The 13,933-nt window shown below is 69.1% G+C and carries 16 protein-coding genes and 1 pseudogene; 16 read left to right on the top strand and 1 reads right to left on the bottom strand.

Annotation, left to right across the window (positions count from 1 at the left end; translation table 11 throughout):
• Window positions 1-40: 40 nt before the first annotated feature.
• The 7 genes and pseudogenes from prfA to F4560_RS26470 form a co-directional block, all read left to right on the top strand.
• Window positions 41-1,096 carry a peptide chain release factor 1 gene (gene prfA, locus F4560_RS26500; protein WP_184929406.1) on the top strand — a complete coding sequence of 352 codons (1,056 nt, stop codon included), beginning with the start codon at window positions 41-43 and terminating at the stop codon, window positions 1,094-1,096.
• Between the two features lie 20 nt (window positions 1,097-1,116).
• On the top strand, window positions 1,117-2,325 hold the full coding sequence (locus F4560_RS26495; RefSeq protein ID WP_184924256.1) for an acyl-CoA thioesterase/bile acid-CoA:amino acid N-acyltransferase family protein: 1,209 nt from the start codon (window positions 1,117-1,119) through the stop codon (window positions 2,323-2,325).
• A 10-nt stretch (window positions 2,326-2,335) separates the two neighbouring features.
• The gene (lpdA, locus tag F4560_RS26490; RefSeq protein WP_184924254.1) at window positions 2,336-3,721 is read left to right on the top strand and encodes a dihydrolipoyl dehydrogenase; all 1,386 of its coding nucleotides are present in this window, start codon (window positions 2,336-2,338) and stop codon (window positions 3,719-3,721) included.
• Between the two features lie 20 nt (window positions 3,722-3,741).
• Window positions 3,742-4,605, top strand: a complete 864-nt coding sequence (gene prmC / locus F4560_RS26485) for a peptide chain release factor N(5)-glutamine methyltransferase (RefSeq protein ID WP_184924252.1) — start codon at window positions 3,742-3,744, stop codon at window positions 4,603-4,605.
• A gap of 89 nt (window positions 4,606-4,694) precedes the next feature.
• Window positions 4,695-4,955 (top strand): ribbon-helix-helix domain-containing protein, encoded by a 261-nt coding sequence (locus tag F4560_RS26480; RefSeq protein WP_184924250.1) that lies wholly within the window; start codon window positions 4,695-4,697, stop codon window positions 4,953-4,955.
• On the top strand, window positions 4,952-5,377 hold the full coding sequence (locus tag F4560_RS26475) for a type II toxin-antitoxin system VapC family toxin (RefSeq protein ID WP_184924247.1): 426 nt from the start codon (window positions 4,952-4,954) through the stop codon (window positions 5,375-5,377). The genes F4560_RS26480 and F4560_RS26475 overlap by 4 nt, the downstream gene beginning before the upstream one ends.
• Window positions 5,378-5,383: 6 nt before the next feature.
• Window positions 5,384-5,581, top strand: a pseudogene (locus tag F4560_RS26470) (peptide chain release factor N(5)-glutamine methyltransferase); the annotation flags it as partial.
• A 55-nt stretch (window positions 5,582-5,636) separates the two neighbouring features.
• On the opposite strand, the gene F4560_RS26465 reads toward F4560_RS26470, so the two are convergent.
• Window positions 5,637-6,311 carry a hypothetical protein gene (locus F4560_RS26465; protein WP_184924245.1) on the bottom strand — a complete coding sequence of 225 codons (675 nt, stop codon included), beginning with the start codon at window positions 6,309-6,311 and terminating at the stop codon, window positions 5,637-5,639.
• A 74-nt stretch (window positions 6,312-6,385) separates the two neighbouring features.
• Here F4560_RS26465 and F4560_RS26460 point away from each other — a divergent pair, with 74 nt between their 5' ends.
• From F4560_RS26460 to atpA, 9 genes are all read left to right on the top strand, one after another.
• Window positions 6,386-7,039 (top strand): hypothetical protein, encoded by a 654-nt coding sequence (locus tag F4560_RS26460; RefSeq protein ID WP_184924243.1) that lies wholly within the window; start codon window positions 6,386-6,388, stop codon window positions 7,037-7,039.
• Between the two features lie 55 nt (window positions 7,040-7,094).
• Window positions 7,095-7,745, top strand: coding sequence for an L-threonylcarbamoyladenylate synthase (locus F4560_RS26455; protein ID WP_184924241.1), 651 nt, complete (start codon window positions 7,095-7,097; stop codon window positions 7,743-7,745).
• A gap of 124 nt (window positions 7,746-7,869) precedes the next feature.
• Window positions 7,870-9,030 (top strand): glycosyltransferase family 4 protein, encoded by a 1,161-nt coding sequence (locus tag F4560_RS26450; protein WP_184924239.1) that lies wholly within the window; start codon window positions 7,870-7,872, stop codon window positions 9,028-9,030.
• Between the two features lie 65 nt (window positions 9,031-9,095).
• Complete coding sequence (locus F4560_RS26445) at window positions 9,096-9,554, top strand: Cg1360 family ATP-synthase-associated protein (protein WP_184924237.1); 459 nt, start codon at window positions 9,096-9,098, stop codon at window positions 9,552-9,554.
• 150 nt (window positions 9,555-9,704) lie between these two features.
• Window positions 9,705-10,484, top strand: a complete 780-nt coding sequence (atpB, locus tag F4560_RS26440; protein ID WP_184924235.1) for a F0F1 ATP synthase subunit A — start codon at window positions 9,705-9,707, stop codon at window positions 10,482-10,484.
• Between the two features lie 64 nt (window positions 10,485-10,548).
• Window positions 10,549-10,803, top strand: coding sequence for an ATP synthase subunit C-like protein (locus F4560_RS26435; protein ID WP_312869488.1), 255 nt, complete (start codon window positions 10,549-10,551; stop codon window positions 10,801-10,803).
• 32 nt (window positions 10,804-10,835) lie between these two features.
• The gene (locus F4560_RS26430) at window positions 10,836-11,381 is read left to right on the top strand and encodes a F0F1 ATP synthase subunit B (protein WP_184924233.1); all 546 of its coding nucleotides are present in this window, start codon (window positions 10,836-10,838) and stop codon (window positions 11,379-11,381) included.
• A gap of 10 nt (window positions 11,382-11,391) precedes the next feature.
• A complete protein-coding gene (locus F4560_RS26425; protein ID WP_184924231.1) occupies window positions 11,392-12,228 on the top strand; it encodes a F0F1 ATP synthase subunit delta in 837 nt (278 codons plus the stop codon).
• A 58-nt stretch (window positions 12,229-12,286) separates the two neighbouring features.
• A complete protein-coding gene (gene atpA / locus F4560_RS26420; protein ID WP_184924229.1) occupies window positions 12,287-13,933 on the top strand; it encodes a F0F1 ATP synthase subunit alpha in 1,647 nt (548 codons plus the stop codon).

Genomic DNA, 13,933 nt, shown 5'->3' with positions numbered 1-13,933 from the left:
AAGCGACCGCAGACCCAGGACCCAGGACCGGAGCAAGACCGTGACGTTGGACGCCCTGCTGGCCGAGCACGCCGAGCTGGAAGCCAAGCTCGCCGACCCCTCGGTGCACGCCGACCAGGCGGGCGCGCGGAAACTCGGCAAGCGCTACGCCGAGCTGACCCCGATCGTGAAGACGGCGCGTGAGCTGGAGCAGGCGAAGTCCGACCTGGAGACGGCCCGTGAGCTGGCCGCCGAGGACGCGGTGTTCGCCGAAGAGGCCGAGCAGCTGGCCAAGACGGTCCCGGCGCTGGAGTCCAAGCTCACCGAACTCCTCCTCCCGCGCGACCCGCACGACCACGCGGACGTCGTGCTGGAGATCAAGTCCGGTGAGGGCGGCGAGGAGTCCGCCCTGTTCGCGGGCGACCTGCTGCGCATGTACCTGCGGTACGCCGAACGCCACGGCTGGAAGGCCGAAGTCCTCGACGGCACGGATTCCGACCTGGGCGGTTACAAGGACGTCACGGTGGCCATCAAGAGCCGCGTCGACACCCCGGACGGCGTGTGGTCCCGGCTGAAGTACGAGGGCGGCGTGCACCGCGTGCAGCGCGTCCCCGTGACGGAGTCGCAGGGCCGCATCCACACGTCCGCCGCCGGCGTCCTGGTGTTCCCGGAGACCGAGGACGTCGAGGTCGAGATCGACGAGAACGACCTGCGCGTGGACGTGTTCCGCTCGTCCGGCAAGGGCGGCCAGAGCGTCAACACGACCGACTCGGCGGTCCGCATCACGCACCTGCCCACCAACATCGTGGTGTCCTGCCAGAACGAGCGCAGCCAGCTCCAGAACAAGGCGCGCGCGATGCAGGTGCTCAAGGCCCGGCTGACCGCGTTGGCCGACGAGAAGCAGCAGCAGGAGGCGTCGGACGCCCGGCGCGTCCAGATCCGCACGGTCGACCGGTCCGAGCGGGTACGCACGTACAACTTCCCCGAGTCACGCATCTCCGATCACCGTGTCGGGTACAAAGCGCATAACCTGGATCAAGTGCTCGACGGCGATCTGGACGCGGTGCTCGACGCGTTGGCGGCGGCGGACCGCGCGGATCGGCTCGCCGAGGGGTAAGTCGACGAGAGGGGCGCGCGATGGCCGAAATCCTGGTGACACCGCGCAGTGCCCCGCTCGACAGCGCCCTGGACGTCCGGGTGGTCGACCTGCCACCGGGGCAGCGGGTGGGGTTGCGCGCGTCGACCGGTGACCACGGCTCGTGGGTGGTGTTCCTGGCGGACGAGCGTGGCGTCGTGGACCTGACGCGACACGCCCCGATCGAGGGCACCTACACGGGCGTTGACCCGATGGGGTTGTTCTGGTCGATGCACCGGACGCCGGGCAAGCCGCATCCGCACACGGTCGTCGAGGCGGTCGGCGTCGGTCGGGTCGAAGTGGACCGCCGCACCGTGCCCGAAGGCGTCCGGCGGACCGAGGTCACCGAGAACGGCCTGGTAGGCGTGCTGTTCGAGCCGGACGACGACGAGATCCATCCCGGCGTCATGGTGCTCAGCGGCTCCGAGGGCGGTGTGCACGAGCTCGACGCCGCACTGCTCGCCGGCCACGGCTTCACCGCGCTCACGCTCGCCCACTTCGGCGCTCCCGGCGTGCCCGACGACCTGATCGAGATCCCGCTGGAGTACCTCGGGACCGCGCTGGACTGGCTCGGCGCGCGGGCCGGGCAGCTCGGCGTCACGGGCGGGTCGCGCGGCGGTGAGCTGGCGCTGCTGGTCGGCGCGACGTTCCCCCAGGTCAAGGCCGTGGTGAGCGTGGTCGGCAGCGGCGTGGTGACGCAGTGCATCGGACCGGGCGGCCGGCTGTTGCAGAAGCTGGAGCACGAGGCCGCGTCGTGGACCTGGGAGGGCAGGCCGCTGCCGTACCTGCCGTACTCGATCCCGCACGAGCTGCGCCGCCGGGTCGTGGACGGCGACCCGGTGCCGCTGCGGCTGGCGTTCGACCTCACCGACGGCATCCCCGAGGACACCGAGATCCCGGTCGAGCGGATCAACGGGGGTGTGTTGCTGCTCTCATCCGGCCAGGACGAGTCGTGGCCGTGCGCGGAGCTGAGCGAGGTCGCGTTCCGCCGGCTGAAGGAGCACGGGCACCCGCACCGGCACGAGCACGTCGTGTACCCCGAGGCAGGACACCTGATCGCGGGCCCGCCGCACCGGCCGACCACGGACGTGGTCCTCCCGGGTCCCGGCGTGCGGTTCTCGATGGGCGGCACGCCTGCCGCCACGGCCGCCGCGAGGGCCGACGCGTGGCGTCGCACCGTTGAGTTCTTGTCGGACCAACTGGGCACCTAATGTGTCGCTTATGAGCGCACACTTTGACGTCGTGGTCCTCGGTGCGGGGCCAGGCGGGTACGTCGCCGCGATCCGCTCGGCCCAGCTGGGCCTGAAGACGGCGATCATCGAGGAGCGTTACTGGGGCGGGGTCTGCCTGAACGTGGGCTGCATCCCGTCGAAGGCGCTCCTGCGCAACGCGGAGCTTGCGCACCTCTTCACGCACGAGCAGAAGACCTACGGCATCCAGGTCGACGGCACGGTGAAGTTCGACTACGGCGTCGCGTTCCAGCGCAGCCGGAAGGTCGCGGACGGGCGCGTCAAGGGCGTGCACTTCCTGATGAAGAAGAACGGCATCACGGAGTACAACGGCCGGGGGTCGTTCGTCGACGCCAACACCCTCCAGGTGGGTGACGAGACCATCACGTTCGGTTCCGCGATCATCGCGGCCGGCGCGACGACGCGACTCCTCCCCGGGACGAAGCTGTCCGACCGGGTGGTGACGTACGAAGAGCAGATCATGTCGGAGGACCTGCCGGAGAGCATCGTCATCGCGGGTGCGGGCGCCATCGGCGTCGAGTTCGCGTACGTGCTGCACAACTACGGCGTCAAGGTCACCATGGTCGAGTTCCTGGACCGGGTGGTGCCGCTGGAGGACGCCGAGGTGTCGGCCGAGCTGGCCAAGCGGTACAAGCGCCTCGGGATCGACGTGCGGACGTCCACGCGGGTCGAGTCCATCGACGACTCCGGCCCCCGCGTGCGCGTCACGGTGTCCAAGGACGGCGCGCAGGAGGTGCTGGAGGCGGACAAGGTCATGCAGGCCATCGGCTTCCAGCCGCGGGTCGAGGGCTACGGGCTGGAGAACACCGGCGTGCAGCTCACGGAACGCGGTGCGATCGCCGTCGACGGCCGCTGCCGCACGAACGTGCCGAACATCTTCGCCATCGGCGACGTGACCGCGAAGCTGATGCTCGCGCACGCCGCCGAGTCCATGGGCGTCATCGCCGCCGAGACCATCGCGGACGCGGAGACCATGGAGCTGGACTACGTGATGATCCCGCGGGCGACGTACTGCCAGCCGCAGATCGCGTCGTTCGGGTGGACCGAGGCGCAGGCCCGTGAGAAGGGCTTCGACGTCAAGGTGGCGAAGTTCCCGTTCACCGCGAACGGCAAGGCGCACGGCATCGGCGACTCGGCCGGCTTCGTGAAGCTGATCAGCGACGCGAAGTACGGCGAGCTGCTCGGCGGTCACCTGATCGGGCCGGACGTGACCGAGCTGCTGCCGGAGCTGACGTTGGCGCAGCAGTGGGACCTGACCGTGCACGAGGTGGCGCGGAACGTCCACGCGCACCCGACGTTGGGCGAGGCGGTCAAGGAAGCGGTGCACGGCCTGGCCGGGCACATGATCAACTTCTGAGCTGTGTCTATCCTCTGCCCATGACCCGACACCCGCTGCGGCTGGCCATTCTCGAAGCGGAACGCATGCTGGCCGCGGCGGGTGTGGACAGTCCGCGGGTGGACGCCGAGTTCCTGGCGGCTCACGTGCTCGGCGTCGAGCGCTCGCGCCTGCCGCTGATCCCGTTGGTCGACCCGCCGGTGGTGGAGGCGCTGCACAAGGTCGTGTTGCAGCGCACTAGCCGCATCCCGTTGCAGCACATCACCGGCACGTCGCACCTGGGCGGAGTGGACCTCGAAGTCGGTCCGGGCGTGTTCATCCCACGCCCGGAGACCGAGCTGATGCTCGAATGGGCACTGTCCACAGTGGACAACAAGGCCGATTTGTCTGTCGTGGACCTCTGCACGGGTTCCGGCGCCTTGGCACTCGCCGCGGCACATCGACTGCCCCGCGCGACCGTGCACGCGGTCGAACGCGACCCGGCGGCGCTGGCGTGGGCGCGTCGCAACGCCGAAGCCCGCAGCGCCGCCGGCGACACCCCGATCACGCTGCACTCCGGTGACGTGACCGCGCCGGACGTGCTGTCCGATCTGGACGGTCGGGTGGACCTGGTGCTGTGCAACCCGCCGTACGTGCCGGACGCGACCGAGGTCCCGCCGGAGGTGGCCGACCACGACCCCCGTCAGGCGGTCTTCGGCGGCCCGGACGGCCTGGACGTGATCCGGCACGTGGTGACCCTGGCCGCGCGCCTGCTCAAGCCGGGTGGCCATGTGGCGATCGAGCACGACGACACCCAGGGCGAGTCGGTCCCCGCCCTGCTGGCCTCCCGCCGCGTCCTGACCGACGTGGCCGACCACCAGGACCTGGCCGGCCGACCACGCTTCGCCACCGCCCGCCGTACGTGATCGGGCTCCCGTCGAACACCGGCGAGGTCGGGCCAGTCGCACCCGTTAGGCATCTTGACGCCTTCATTGTGAAGCATCATGATGTCTTCATGCGGACGACTTTGACACTCGACGATGACGTCGCACGTTTGCTGGACGAGGCCGTCCACCGCGAGCGCCGCCCGATGAAGCAGGTCGTCAATGACGCCCTGCGCCAGGCTCTGGCACCACGCGTCACACGGCACGAGTCATACCGCCTTGTGCCGCATCAATCCGCCGTGCGGCCGGGATTCGACCCCGCCGGCTTCAACCGGCTGGCCGACGAGTTGGAGGACGAAGCGGTCATCGGCAAGGCGCAGCGCACCCAGTGATCATTCCCGACGTCAACTTGCTGCTCTACGCGGTGATCTCAGGCTTCCCACAGCACGGCCGCGCCCACGCGTGGTGGGAACGGACTATCAACAGCGACGTGCGGGTGGGCTTGGCCCCACCCGCGCTGTTCGGCTTCCTGCGGATTTCCACCAACGCACGACTCTTCGATTCACCCCTGCCGGTCGACGCCGCCATCGACTACGTGCACGACTGGCTCGCCCAGCCCAACGTCGACCTCCTGACTCCGGGCACTGATCACCTCGACATCGCACTCGGGCTCCTCTTGGACATCGGCACCGCCGGAAACCTCACCACCGACGTCCAGTTGGCCGCGTACGCCATCGAGCACGACGGTGAGATGCACTCCAACGACACGGATTTCGCGAGATTCCCCAAACTGAAGTGGGTCAACCCGCTCTGAGCCCGCGACCCGGTGGCGCTGGCGTGGGCGCGTCGCAACGCCGAAGCCCGCAGCGCCGCCGGCGACACTCCGATCACGCTGCACTCCGGTGACGTGACCGCGCCGGACGTGCTGTCCGATCTGGACGGTCGGGTGGACCTGGTGCTGTGCAACCCGCCGTACGTGCCGGACGCGACCGAGGTCCCGCCGGAGGTGGCCGACCATCAGGACCTGGCCGGCCGACCACGCTTCGCCACCGCCCGCCGTACGTGAGACCCGATCAGGGGCGGGCGTTGTCGGTGAGCACTTTCAGGTCGGATTGGGTTTTCGGCCACTCTTCGGCCGGTCGGGCGGCGTAGACCACGTACTCGATTCCGCCCGTTTCCCAGTACGCGACGGCCACCCGTTCGGCGACGCCGTCCACGATCTCCTCGAAATCCCATCGCACGGCGGGGAATTCGCGGATCCGGGTCTCCGCCAGCGCCAGCCTGGTGTGGCCGGGCTCCTGTTCGCGTTCGACGGCCGCCGCCGTGATGCGGGCGAGCAGGGTCGTCGACGGGTCGGTGACGGGCGCGCCGCCCAGGCGGATCTCACGGCGGGGGTTCGTCGGATCGGTCGCCACGAGGGTCGTGGCCACGGTGCCGGTGTTGATCGTCCAGCCCTCGGGCACTGCGGTCGTCAGCCCTCCTGGAGCCTCTACCAGGCGAAATCCCGCCGGTAGCGCCGGGGGCGTGCTGGACGTGGGCACGGCGGCAGGTGGGGCCGGGGGCGTGGTGGTGGTGATCCGAGGGAGCGGGGACGACGAGGTGGACGGGATCGGCACGGGTGCGGAGGACTTCGCCTGCAGCGCCAGCGTGCCCGCCGCGCCGCCGACCACCAGGTAGACCGCGGTGATCGACAACGCCAGGGGAAGGGCCGCGACCTGCCTTCGGCCGGGTTTCCGCGGATTCGCCATCTCGTCCTTTCCCCCGGGTGACGGGATAACCTGGAGGCGATTTCCAGCCCGATGAGTAAATCGGAGAGTCGGCAATGCGTGTCAATGGGCCGAACGAGTGGGCCGACCACCGCGAGTGGCTCGCCACCCGCATCGCACCGGTGGAGCTCGCCGGTTTCGCCGAACTCGACCGCGGCCGCCTCACCCGCTCACTCGCCGCGATCAGCGCGGCCCTCTCCGACGGCCACGGAGCGCACATCGCCGCCGGAGTGGTGCGCGGCGAACTCGACCACGGCGGCAGCCCGCGAGCCGACGACCTCCTGCGCACCCACCTCGCCATCGCACTCGCCGCCCGCACCACCGAGATCCGCGACATCACGCCGGACGGCGCCCTCGCCGTGACGAACCGCCGTCAAGCAGCCGAATGCCGCGCCCTCGCCACCGAGATACTCGCACTGAGCCCGGACCCGCAGCTGATCGCGTTCGCCACCGACCTGCACCACCGACTGGACCGCGCGCAACGGTGGCGCTGGGTCGAACCGGACGTGTGGACGGCCGCGATCGTGGGCCTCGCGGTCCTCGTCCTGCCGTTCGTCGGCAGCGTGGTGGGCAGCGCGGCCGTCACCGCCGGTGGCGTGCTGGTCGGCGGGGGACTGGTGTTCGGCTTCGTGATGGCGCACCGCAAGCGGCAATGGGCCGTGGACGAGCGGTCAGCCGCGGGAACCGCCTTCCGCCGCCCCGGTTCGTGACCTACACCGCGCCCTCCGCCGCTGCGCCCCACCGCGCTGTGCTTGGATCAGCAAGGTGAGCACGGTCTACGATTGCAGCGTCCAGGCTGACCGGGCGGCAGGCCTCTCCGCCGCCGCGAGCGCGGTGCGCTCCGGGCGCCTCGTGGTCCTCCCCACCGACACGGTCTACGGCATCGGCTGCGACGCGTTCGACGCGTCCGCCGTCCGCGGCCTGCTGGAAGCCAAGGGTCGCGGTCCGGACATGCCGGTACCGGTGCTGGTCGGCTCGTGGACCACCATCGACGGTCTGGTCCTCAGCGTCCCCAGGCAGGCCCGCGCGCTGATCGAGGCGTTCTGGCCCGGCGGGCTGTCCCTCGTCCTGCCGCACGCGCCGTCGCTGGCGTGGGACCTCGGTCACACCCGCGGCACGGTGATGCTCCGGATGCCGCTGCACCCGGTCGCCCTCGAACTGCTCCGCGACGTCGGCCCGATGGCCGTGTCCAGCGCCAACAAGTCCGGTTTCCCGCCCGCGGGCACCGCGCAGGAAGCGTGGGACCAACTGGGCGAGGAGGTCGGCGTCTACCTGGACGGCGGCTCGGCGGCGGAGAACATCGCCTCCACCATCGTCGACCTGACCGGCCCCGACCCGGTGGTGCTGCGCGAGGGCGCGGTGCCGCTCGCCGAGGTGTCCAAGGCGTTGGGCGTCGAAGTCGAGGTCGCGCGCTAGTGGATCTTGCCGATCGGAGTAGCGTGGTGGTCCCGTCGCCCGAACCACCCCGACGGGATCCACTACAGCGCGATCCCGTCCAGCAAGACCCACCCGACACCCCATCTCCGAGGGGCTAGCCTCCGTGGGCCAGTTGCCTGCCGTGTCCAACGTCCTCCCCGTCCGGGAGTACCTGCTCGTCGCGCTGACCGCCGCGGTCGTGACGTTCCTGCTCGTCGGTCTGGTGCGCAAGCTGGCGTTCCGCATCGGCGCGGTCGCGTACCCGCGTCAACGCGACGTGCACGTCAAGCCGATGCCCCGGATGGGCGGGCTCGCCATGTACGGCGGCGTGCTGGGCGGCATGTTGCTCGCGCACCAGCTCCCGGTGCTGCGCTCGGCGTTCGACTTCTCCTACGACCCGTACGCGGTGATCGTGGGCGGTGGCGTGATCGTCCTGGTGGGCGTGCTGGACGACCGGTTCGAGCTGGACTCCCTGACGAAACTCGCCGGCCAGGTCACCGCGGCGGGCATCCTGGTGCTGTTCGGCTTGCAGTGGCTGTACTTCTGGGTGCCGTGGGGTGACGACGGCGCGGGCACCGGCTCGCTGCTGGTGCTCGACCAGAACCAGGGCGCGATCCTGAGCGTGCTGCTGGCCGTGACCATGATCAACGCGATGAACTTCGTGGACGGACTGGACGGCCTCGCCGCGGGCATCGGCCTCATCGCCGCCACCGCCACCTGCGTGTTCTCCATCGGCCTGCTGTCCAACAACGGCGGTGACGTTGGCGCGTACCCGCCCGCGCTGATCGCCGCCACGCTGGCCGGGGCGTGCCTGGGCTTCCTGCCGCACAACTTCAACCCGGCCCGCATCTTCATGGGCGACTCCGGGTCGATGCTGATCGGCCTGATGCTCGCCGCGTCCACCGTCTCCGCCTCCGGCAAGATCAACTACGAGTCGGTGCGCGCGACCGACGTCCTCGGCTTGCTGTCGCCGCTGGTCGTGGTGGCCGCCGTGCTGTTCGTGCCGATGCTCGACCTGCTGATGGCCGTGGTCCGGCGAACGCGGCGCGGTGAGAGCCCGTTCTCCGCGGACAAGATGCACCTGCACCACCGGCTGCTGGAGATCGGCCACTCCCAGCGCCGCGCGGTGCTGTTGATCTACTTGTGGGCCGGCGTGCTGGCGTTCGGCGCGGTGGCGTTGACCCTGTTCGACGTCGTGGTCGTGGTGTGGTGCCTCGGCATCGGACTTCTTCTCGCACTGTTGGTCTCCGCGATACCCAGACTTCGTGAAGTCCGCCGCACCTGACCCCCGATGGGCTGTCCACCGGCAAGGCTTCTTTACACTCGGTCGTGAAGAGTGGGGAGGGTGACATGAGCCAGGACAGCTCCCAGGACGCCAAGGAGTGGAGCCACGAGGCCGTCGTCGAACGGCTCGCCGTCGAGATGTTTCGCGGCGCGATGTGGGCGGCGCTCGCCACGGTGGCCTTGTGCCTGGCGGTGTGGACCGTCGTCGCCGGTGTCACCGGCTTGGTCTCGGCGCTGATCGGCGGTGTGATCGCGTGCCTGTCCTCGGTCGGCACGCTGGTCCTCATGCGCAAGACCGCGGCGCTGCCCGTGCAGTTCGTCATGGTCGCCGCCCTGGGCGGTTTCTTCGGCAAGCTGATCCTGCTCGTCGGCGTGCTGTTCCTGCTGCGCGCGTTCCCGGCGCTGCACGTCAACGCACTGGCGCTGACCACTGTCGCGACCATCGTGGTGACCACCTTCATGGAGGTGCGCGCCTCGAAGCGCAGTCGCAGTCAGATCGTCATCCCCACCCCTGGCAACACCTGATCTACCGGCTGGTACGGTTCGCGCAGGACGGGACACCCGGTAGTGGGGTGCCTCTCATAGCCGCTTGCGGTCCGTAAGGTACGTTCTGTCCAGATCGTGACGATTCCCCCGGCGGAGTGAACGCCGGCCGGGAGAACCGGAAGGAACACAGTGACCACGATGGTGCTGGCTGCGGGTGATGAGTTCGTCGCACCCGGTGTGAAGGACTTCTTCCTCCCGCCGATCTTCGGCGAAGTCACCAAACCGATGGTCCTAGTGGTGCTGTCGATCTTCATCATCTCCGCCTTCTTCCTGGCCGCCAGCCGCAACATGAAGCTGGTGCCGGGCAAGTTCCAGTTCTTGGCGGAGTCGTTCTACGACGTCGGGCGCAACGGCATCGCGCGTGAGCAGATCGGCAGCAAGGACTTCAAGCCGTTCGTCCCGCTCATCATCACAATCTTCAGCTTCATCCTGGTGAACAACCTGTTCGGGATCGTGCCGTTCGTGCAGTTCCCGACGATGGCGCACATCGGGTTCCCGCTTGCCGTCTCGCTCCTGGTGGTCTACCCGGTCTACCACTTCGTGGGCATCCGGCGGCACGGCTTCCTCGGCTACCTGAAGCACCAGACCATGCCGCCCAGCGCGCCGTGGTTCGTGCTCCCGCTGCTGATCCCGATCGAGTTCCTCCAGAAGTTCGTGCTGAACCCGCTCACGCTCGCCCTCCGTGTTTTCGCGGCGATGTTCGCGGGTCACCTTCTGCTGATGGTGTTCATCCTGGCCGGTGAAGCCCTCCTGTTCTCGGGCGGCGTGGCAATCGCGGTCGCGCCGATCTCCTTCCTCTTCGCCATCGCGCTGACGTTCCTGGAAGCGCTGATCATGGTGTTGCAGGCCTACATTTTTGCTCTGCTGTCCGCCGGCTACATCGGCGCGGCGCTGGCGGAAGAGCACTGATAAAAAAGCAAGCCTCCGATCCGCGACGAGCGTCGTGGACCGAATTGGAAAGGGAACGGCACAAGTGAGCGCTATCGTTCTTGCGCAGGAAGCCGCCAACCCGGGTATGACCGACGCGGGCCTGGCCGCCATTGGCTACGGCCTCGCCGCGATCGGCCCCGCGCTGGGTGTGGGCATGATCTTCTCCGCGGTCATCAACGGCACTGCCCGCCAGCCTGAGGCCCGCGGCGTGCTGCTGGGTCTGGCCTGGACCACCTTCGCCATCGTCGAGGTCCTCGCCCTGCTCGGCTTCGTCGTCTTCTTCCTCGCCACTGGCTGAGTGTTCATTCATCGCATAAGGAGACAGTTGTGATGAATACACTCATCGTGGCGGCGGAAGAGGTGCCGAGCCCGGTCCTGCCGCACACGGCCGAGATCATCATCGGACTGATCGCCTTCCTGCTGCTCTTCTTCATCATCAAGAAGTTCGTCACGCCGAAGTTCGAGACCCTGTACGCCGAGCGTGCCGCCAAGATCGAAGGCAGCATCGAGAAGGCGGAGCAGGCTCAGGCCGAAGCGCACAAGATGCTGGAGCAGTACAAGGCTCAGCTCGCCGAGGCGCGCGCCGAGGCGGCGCGCATCCGGGATGACGCCCGCATCGAGGGTGAGCAGATCATCACCGAGCTGCGGACGAAGGCCCAGGAAGAGTCCGCGCGGATCGTCGCGCAGGGGCAGACCCAGCTGGAGACGCAGCGCGCGCAGATCGTCGCGGAGCTGCGCGGCGAGCTGGGCAGGCTGGCCATCGACCTGGCGGACCGGGTCGTCGGCGAGTCGCTGGAGGACGAGGTGCGCCGCCGGGGCACCGTCGACCGGTTCCTCTCCGAGCTCGACGGCACGTCGGCTCCGGCCGCCAAGTGAGGGAACGCCGATGACGCTGCACGCCGCAAGCCGTGACGCCCTCGCCGCCGCCGAACTCCGGCTGCTGGAGGTCGTGGACGGCACGACGGGCCCGACCGCCAGCGAGTCGCTGGCGAAGCTGGGCGAGGAGCTGTTCGCCGTCGTGAGCCTGCTGTCGGCGCAGCCCGCGCTGCGCCGGGCACTGGCCGACAACTCCTCCGAGGCCGCGTCCCGCGACCAGCTGCTGCACGGGCTGCTCGGCGGCAAGGTCTCCGACTCGGCCCTCCAGGTGCTGACCACGGTCGTCACCGCCCGCTGGTCCAGCCCTCGTGAGCTGGTCGACGGCGTCGAGTCGCTGGCACGCACCACGCTGCTGGTGCGGGCGGAGCGGGACGGCAAGCTCGACTCGGTCGAGGACGAGCTGTTCCGGCTCGGCCGCATCATCGCCGGCAACCACGCCCTCGAACTGGCGCTGTCCGACCCGGCGGCCGAGTCCGCCGGCAAGGTCGCGCTGGTGGACAGCCTCGTCGCGGGCAAGGTCGACCGGACCACCAAGACCCTGGTGGACCAGCTCGTCCGTGAGCCGCGCGGTCAGGGAGTCGTCAACGGCCTGAGCGACCTCGCGTCGCTCGCGGCCAAGCGCCGGGAACGTTCAGTCGCGTACGTCCGTTCCTCCGTCGAGCTGGACGCGGCCCAGCGTGACCGGCTCGAAGCCACGCTGACCAGGATCTACTCCAGGCCGATCGCGCTGCACGTGGAGGTCGACCCCACGCTGCGCGGCGGTCTGCTGATCAAGATCGGTGACGAAGTCATCGACGGAAGCGTGGCCGGTCGGCTGGCGTCACTGCGCCGCGACCTGGCCGGCTGACCGACCGGAACCGCGGCCCACAAGCCCCTTCCCAGAACGAAGTGAGAGCAGGAACGACATGGCGGAGCTGACGATCTCGTCGGACGAGATCCGCAGTGCGATCGAGAAGTACGTCTCGGCCTACTCCCCGGAAGTGAGCCGGGAAGAGGTCGGCGTCGTCGCGGAGACCTACGACGGCATCGCCATCGTCGAGGGTCTGCCCGGCACCATGACCAACGAGCTGCTGGAGTTCCCCGGCGGCGTGCTCGGCGTGGCCCTGAGCCTGGAGGTCCGCACGATCGGCGCGGTCATCCTGGGTGACTTCGACAAGATCGAAGAGGGCCAGGAGGTCAAGCGGACCGGCCAGGTGCTCTCCGTGCCGGTCGGCGACGGCTTCCTGGGCCGCGTGGTGAACCCGCTCGGCCAGCCGATCGACGGCCTCGGTGACATCGTGGCCGACGACAACCGCGCCCTCGAGCTCCAGGCCGCCTCCGTGTTGCAGCGGCAGCCGGTGAGCGAGCCGATGCAGACCGGCATCAAGGCCATCGACTCGATGACCCCGATCGGTCGCGGCCAGCGTCAGCTGATCATCGGCGACCGCAAGACCGGCAAGACCGCGGTCTGCATCGACACGATCATCAACCAGAAGAAGGCCTGGGACTCGGGCGACCCGCAGCAGCAGGTCCGCTGCGTGTACGTCGCCATCGGTCAGAAGGGCTCCACCATCGCGGGCGTCAAGACCGCACTGGAGGAGGCGGGCGCGCTGGAGTACACCACCATCGTCGCCGCCCCCGCGTCCGACTCGGCCGGCTTCAAGTGGCTCGCGCCGTACACCGGCTCGGCCATCGGCCAGCACTGGATGTACCAGGGCAAGCACGTCCTGATCATCTTCGACGACCTGACCAAGCAGGCCGAGGCGTACCGCGCCATCTCGCTGCTGCTGCGCCGCCCGCCGGGCCGTGAGGCCTACCCGGGCGACGTCTTCTACTTGCACTCGCGCCTGCTGGAGCGCTGCGCGAAGCTGTCGGACGAGATGGGCGGCGGCTCGATGACCGGCCTGCCGATCATCGAGACCAAGGCGAACGACGTGTCGGCGTACATCCCGACCAACGTCATCTCGATCACCGACGGCCAGTGCTTCCTGGAGTCGGACCTGTTCAACGCCGGTGTGCGGCCGGCCGTCAACGTGGGTATCTCGGTCTCCCGCGTCGGTGGCGCCGCGCAGATCAAGGCGATGAAGACGGTCGCCGGCTCGCTGCGGCTGGACCTGTCGCAGTTCCGCGAGCTGGAGGCGTTCTCCGCCTTCGCCTCGGACCTCGACGCGGCCTCCCGCGCCCAGCTGGAGCGCGGCGCACGCCTGGTCGAGCTGCTCAAGCAGGGCCAGTACTCCCCGGTCCCGGTCGAGGAGCAGGTCGTCTCGATCTACCTCGGCACGAACGGCCACTACGACGACATCCCGGTGGGCGACGTCCGCCGCTTCGAGTCGGAGTTCCTGGACCACGTGCGTCGCAGCCACGACGTGATCTTCTCCGACATCCGCGAGTCCAAGAAGTTGTCGGACGACACGGAGAGGGGCATCGTGGACGCTGTCAACGCGTTCAAGCAGCAGTTCACCGCCTCGAACGGCGCCACGGTGGTCAACGAGGCACCGGCCGAAGCGATGGACGCCGACAAGGTCGGACAGGAGTCGGTGAAGGTCAACCGGCCCGCTCCGACCGAGAAGTGA

Source organism: Saccharothrix ecbatanensis, from assembly GCF_014205015.1.
Lineage (GTDB): Bacteria > Actinomycetota > Actinomycetes > Mycobacteriales > Pseudonocardiaceae > Actinosynnema > Actinosynnema ecbatanense.
This window is presented reverse-complemented; position numbering and strand designations above follow the sequence as displayed.

Coding starts and splice junctions, on each gene's coding strand:
- F4560_RS26495 (WP_184924256.1), top strand. CDS start 1,117: ATGGCCGAAATCCTGGTGACACCGCGCAGTGCCCCGCTCGACAGCGCC.
- lpdA (WP_184924254.1), top strand. CDS start 2,336: ATGAGCGCACACTTTGACGTCGTGGTCCTCGGTGCGGGGCCAGGCGGG.
- prmC (WP_184924252.1), top strand. CDS start 3,742: ATGACCCGACACCCGCTGCGGCTGGCCATTCTCGAAGCGGAACGCATG.
- F4560_RS26480 (WP_184924250.1), top strand. CDS start 4,695: ATGCGGACGACTTTGACACTCGACGATGACGTCGCACGTTTGCTGGAC.
- F4560_RS26465 (WP_184924245.1), bottom strand. CDS start 6,311: ATGGCGAATCCGCGGAAACCCGGCCGAAGGCAGGTCGCGGCCCTTCCC.
- F4560_RS26460 (WP_184924243.1), top strand. CDS start 6,386: ATGCGTGTCAATGGGCCGAACGAGTGGGCCGACCACCGCGAGTGGCTC.
- F4560_RS26445 (WP_184924237.1), top strand. CDS start 9,096: ATGAGCCAGGACAGCTCCCAGGACGCCAAGGAGTGGAGCCACGAGGCC.
- F4560_RS26430 (WP_184924233.1), top strand. CDS start 10,836: ATGAATACACTCATCGTGGCGGCGGAAGAGGTGCCGAGCCCGGTCCTG.
- F4560_RS26425 (WP_184924231.1), top strand. CDS start 11,392: ATGACGCTGCACGCCGCAAGCCGTGACGCCCTCGCCGCCGCCGAACTC.
- atpA (WP_184924229.1), top strand. CDS start 12,287: ATGGCGGAGCTGACGATCTCGTCGGACGAGATCCGCAGTGCGATCGAG.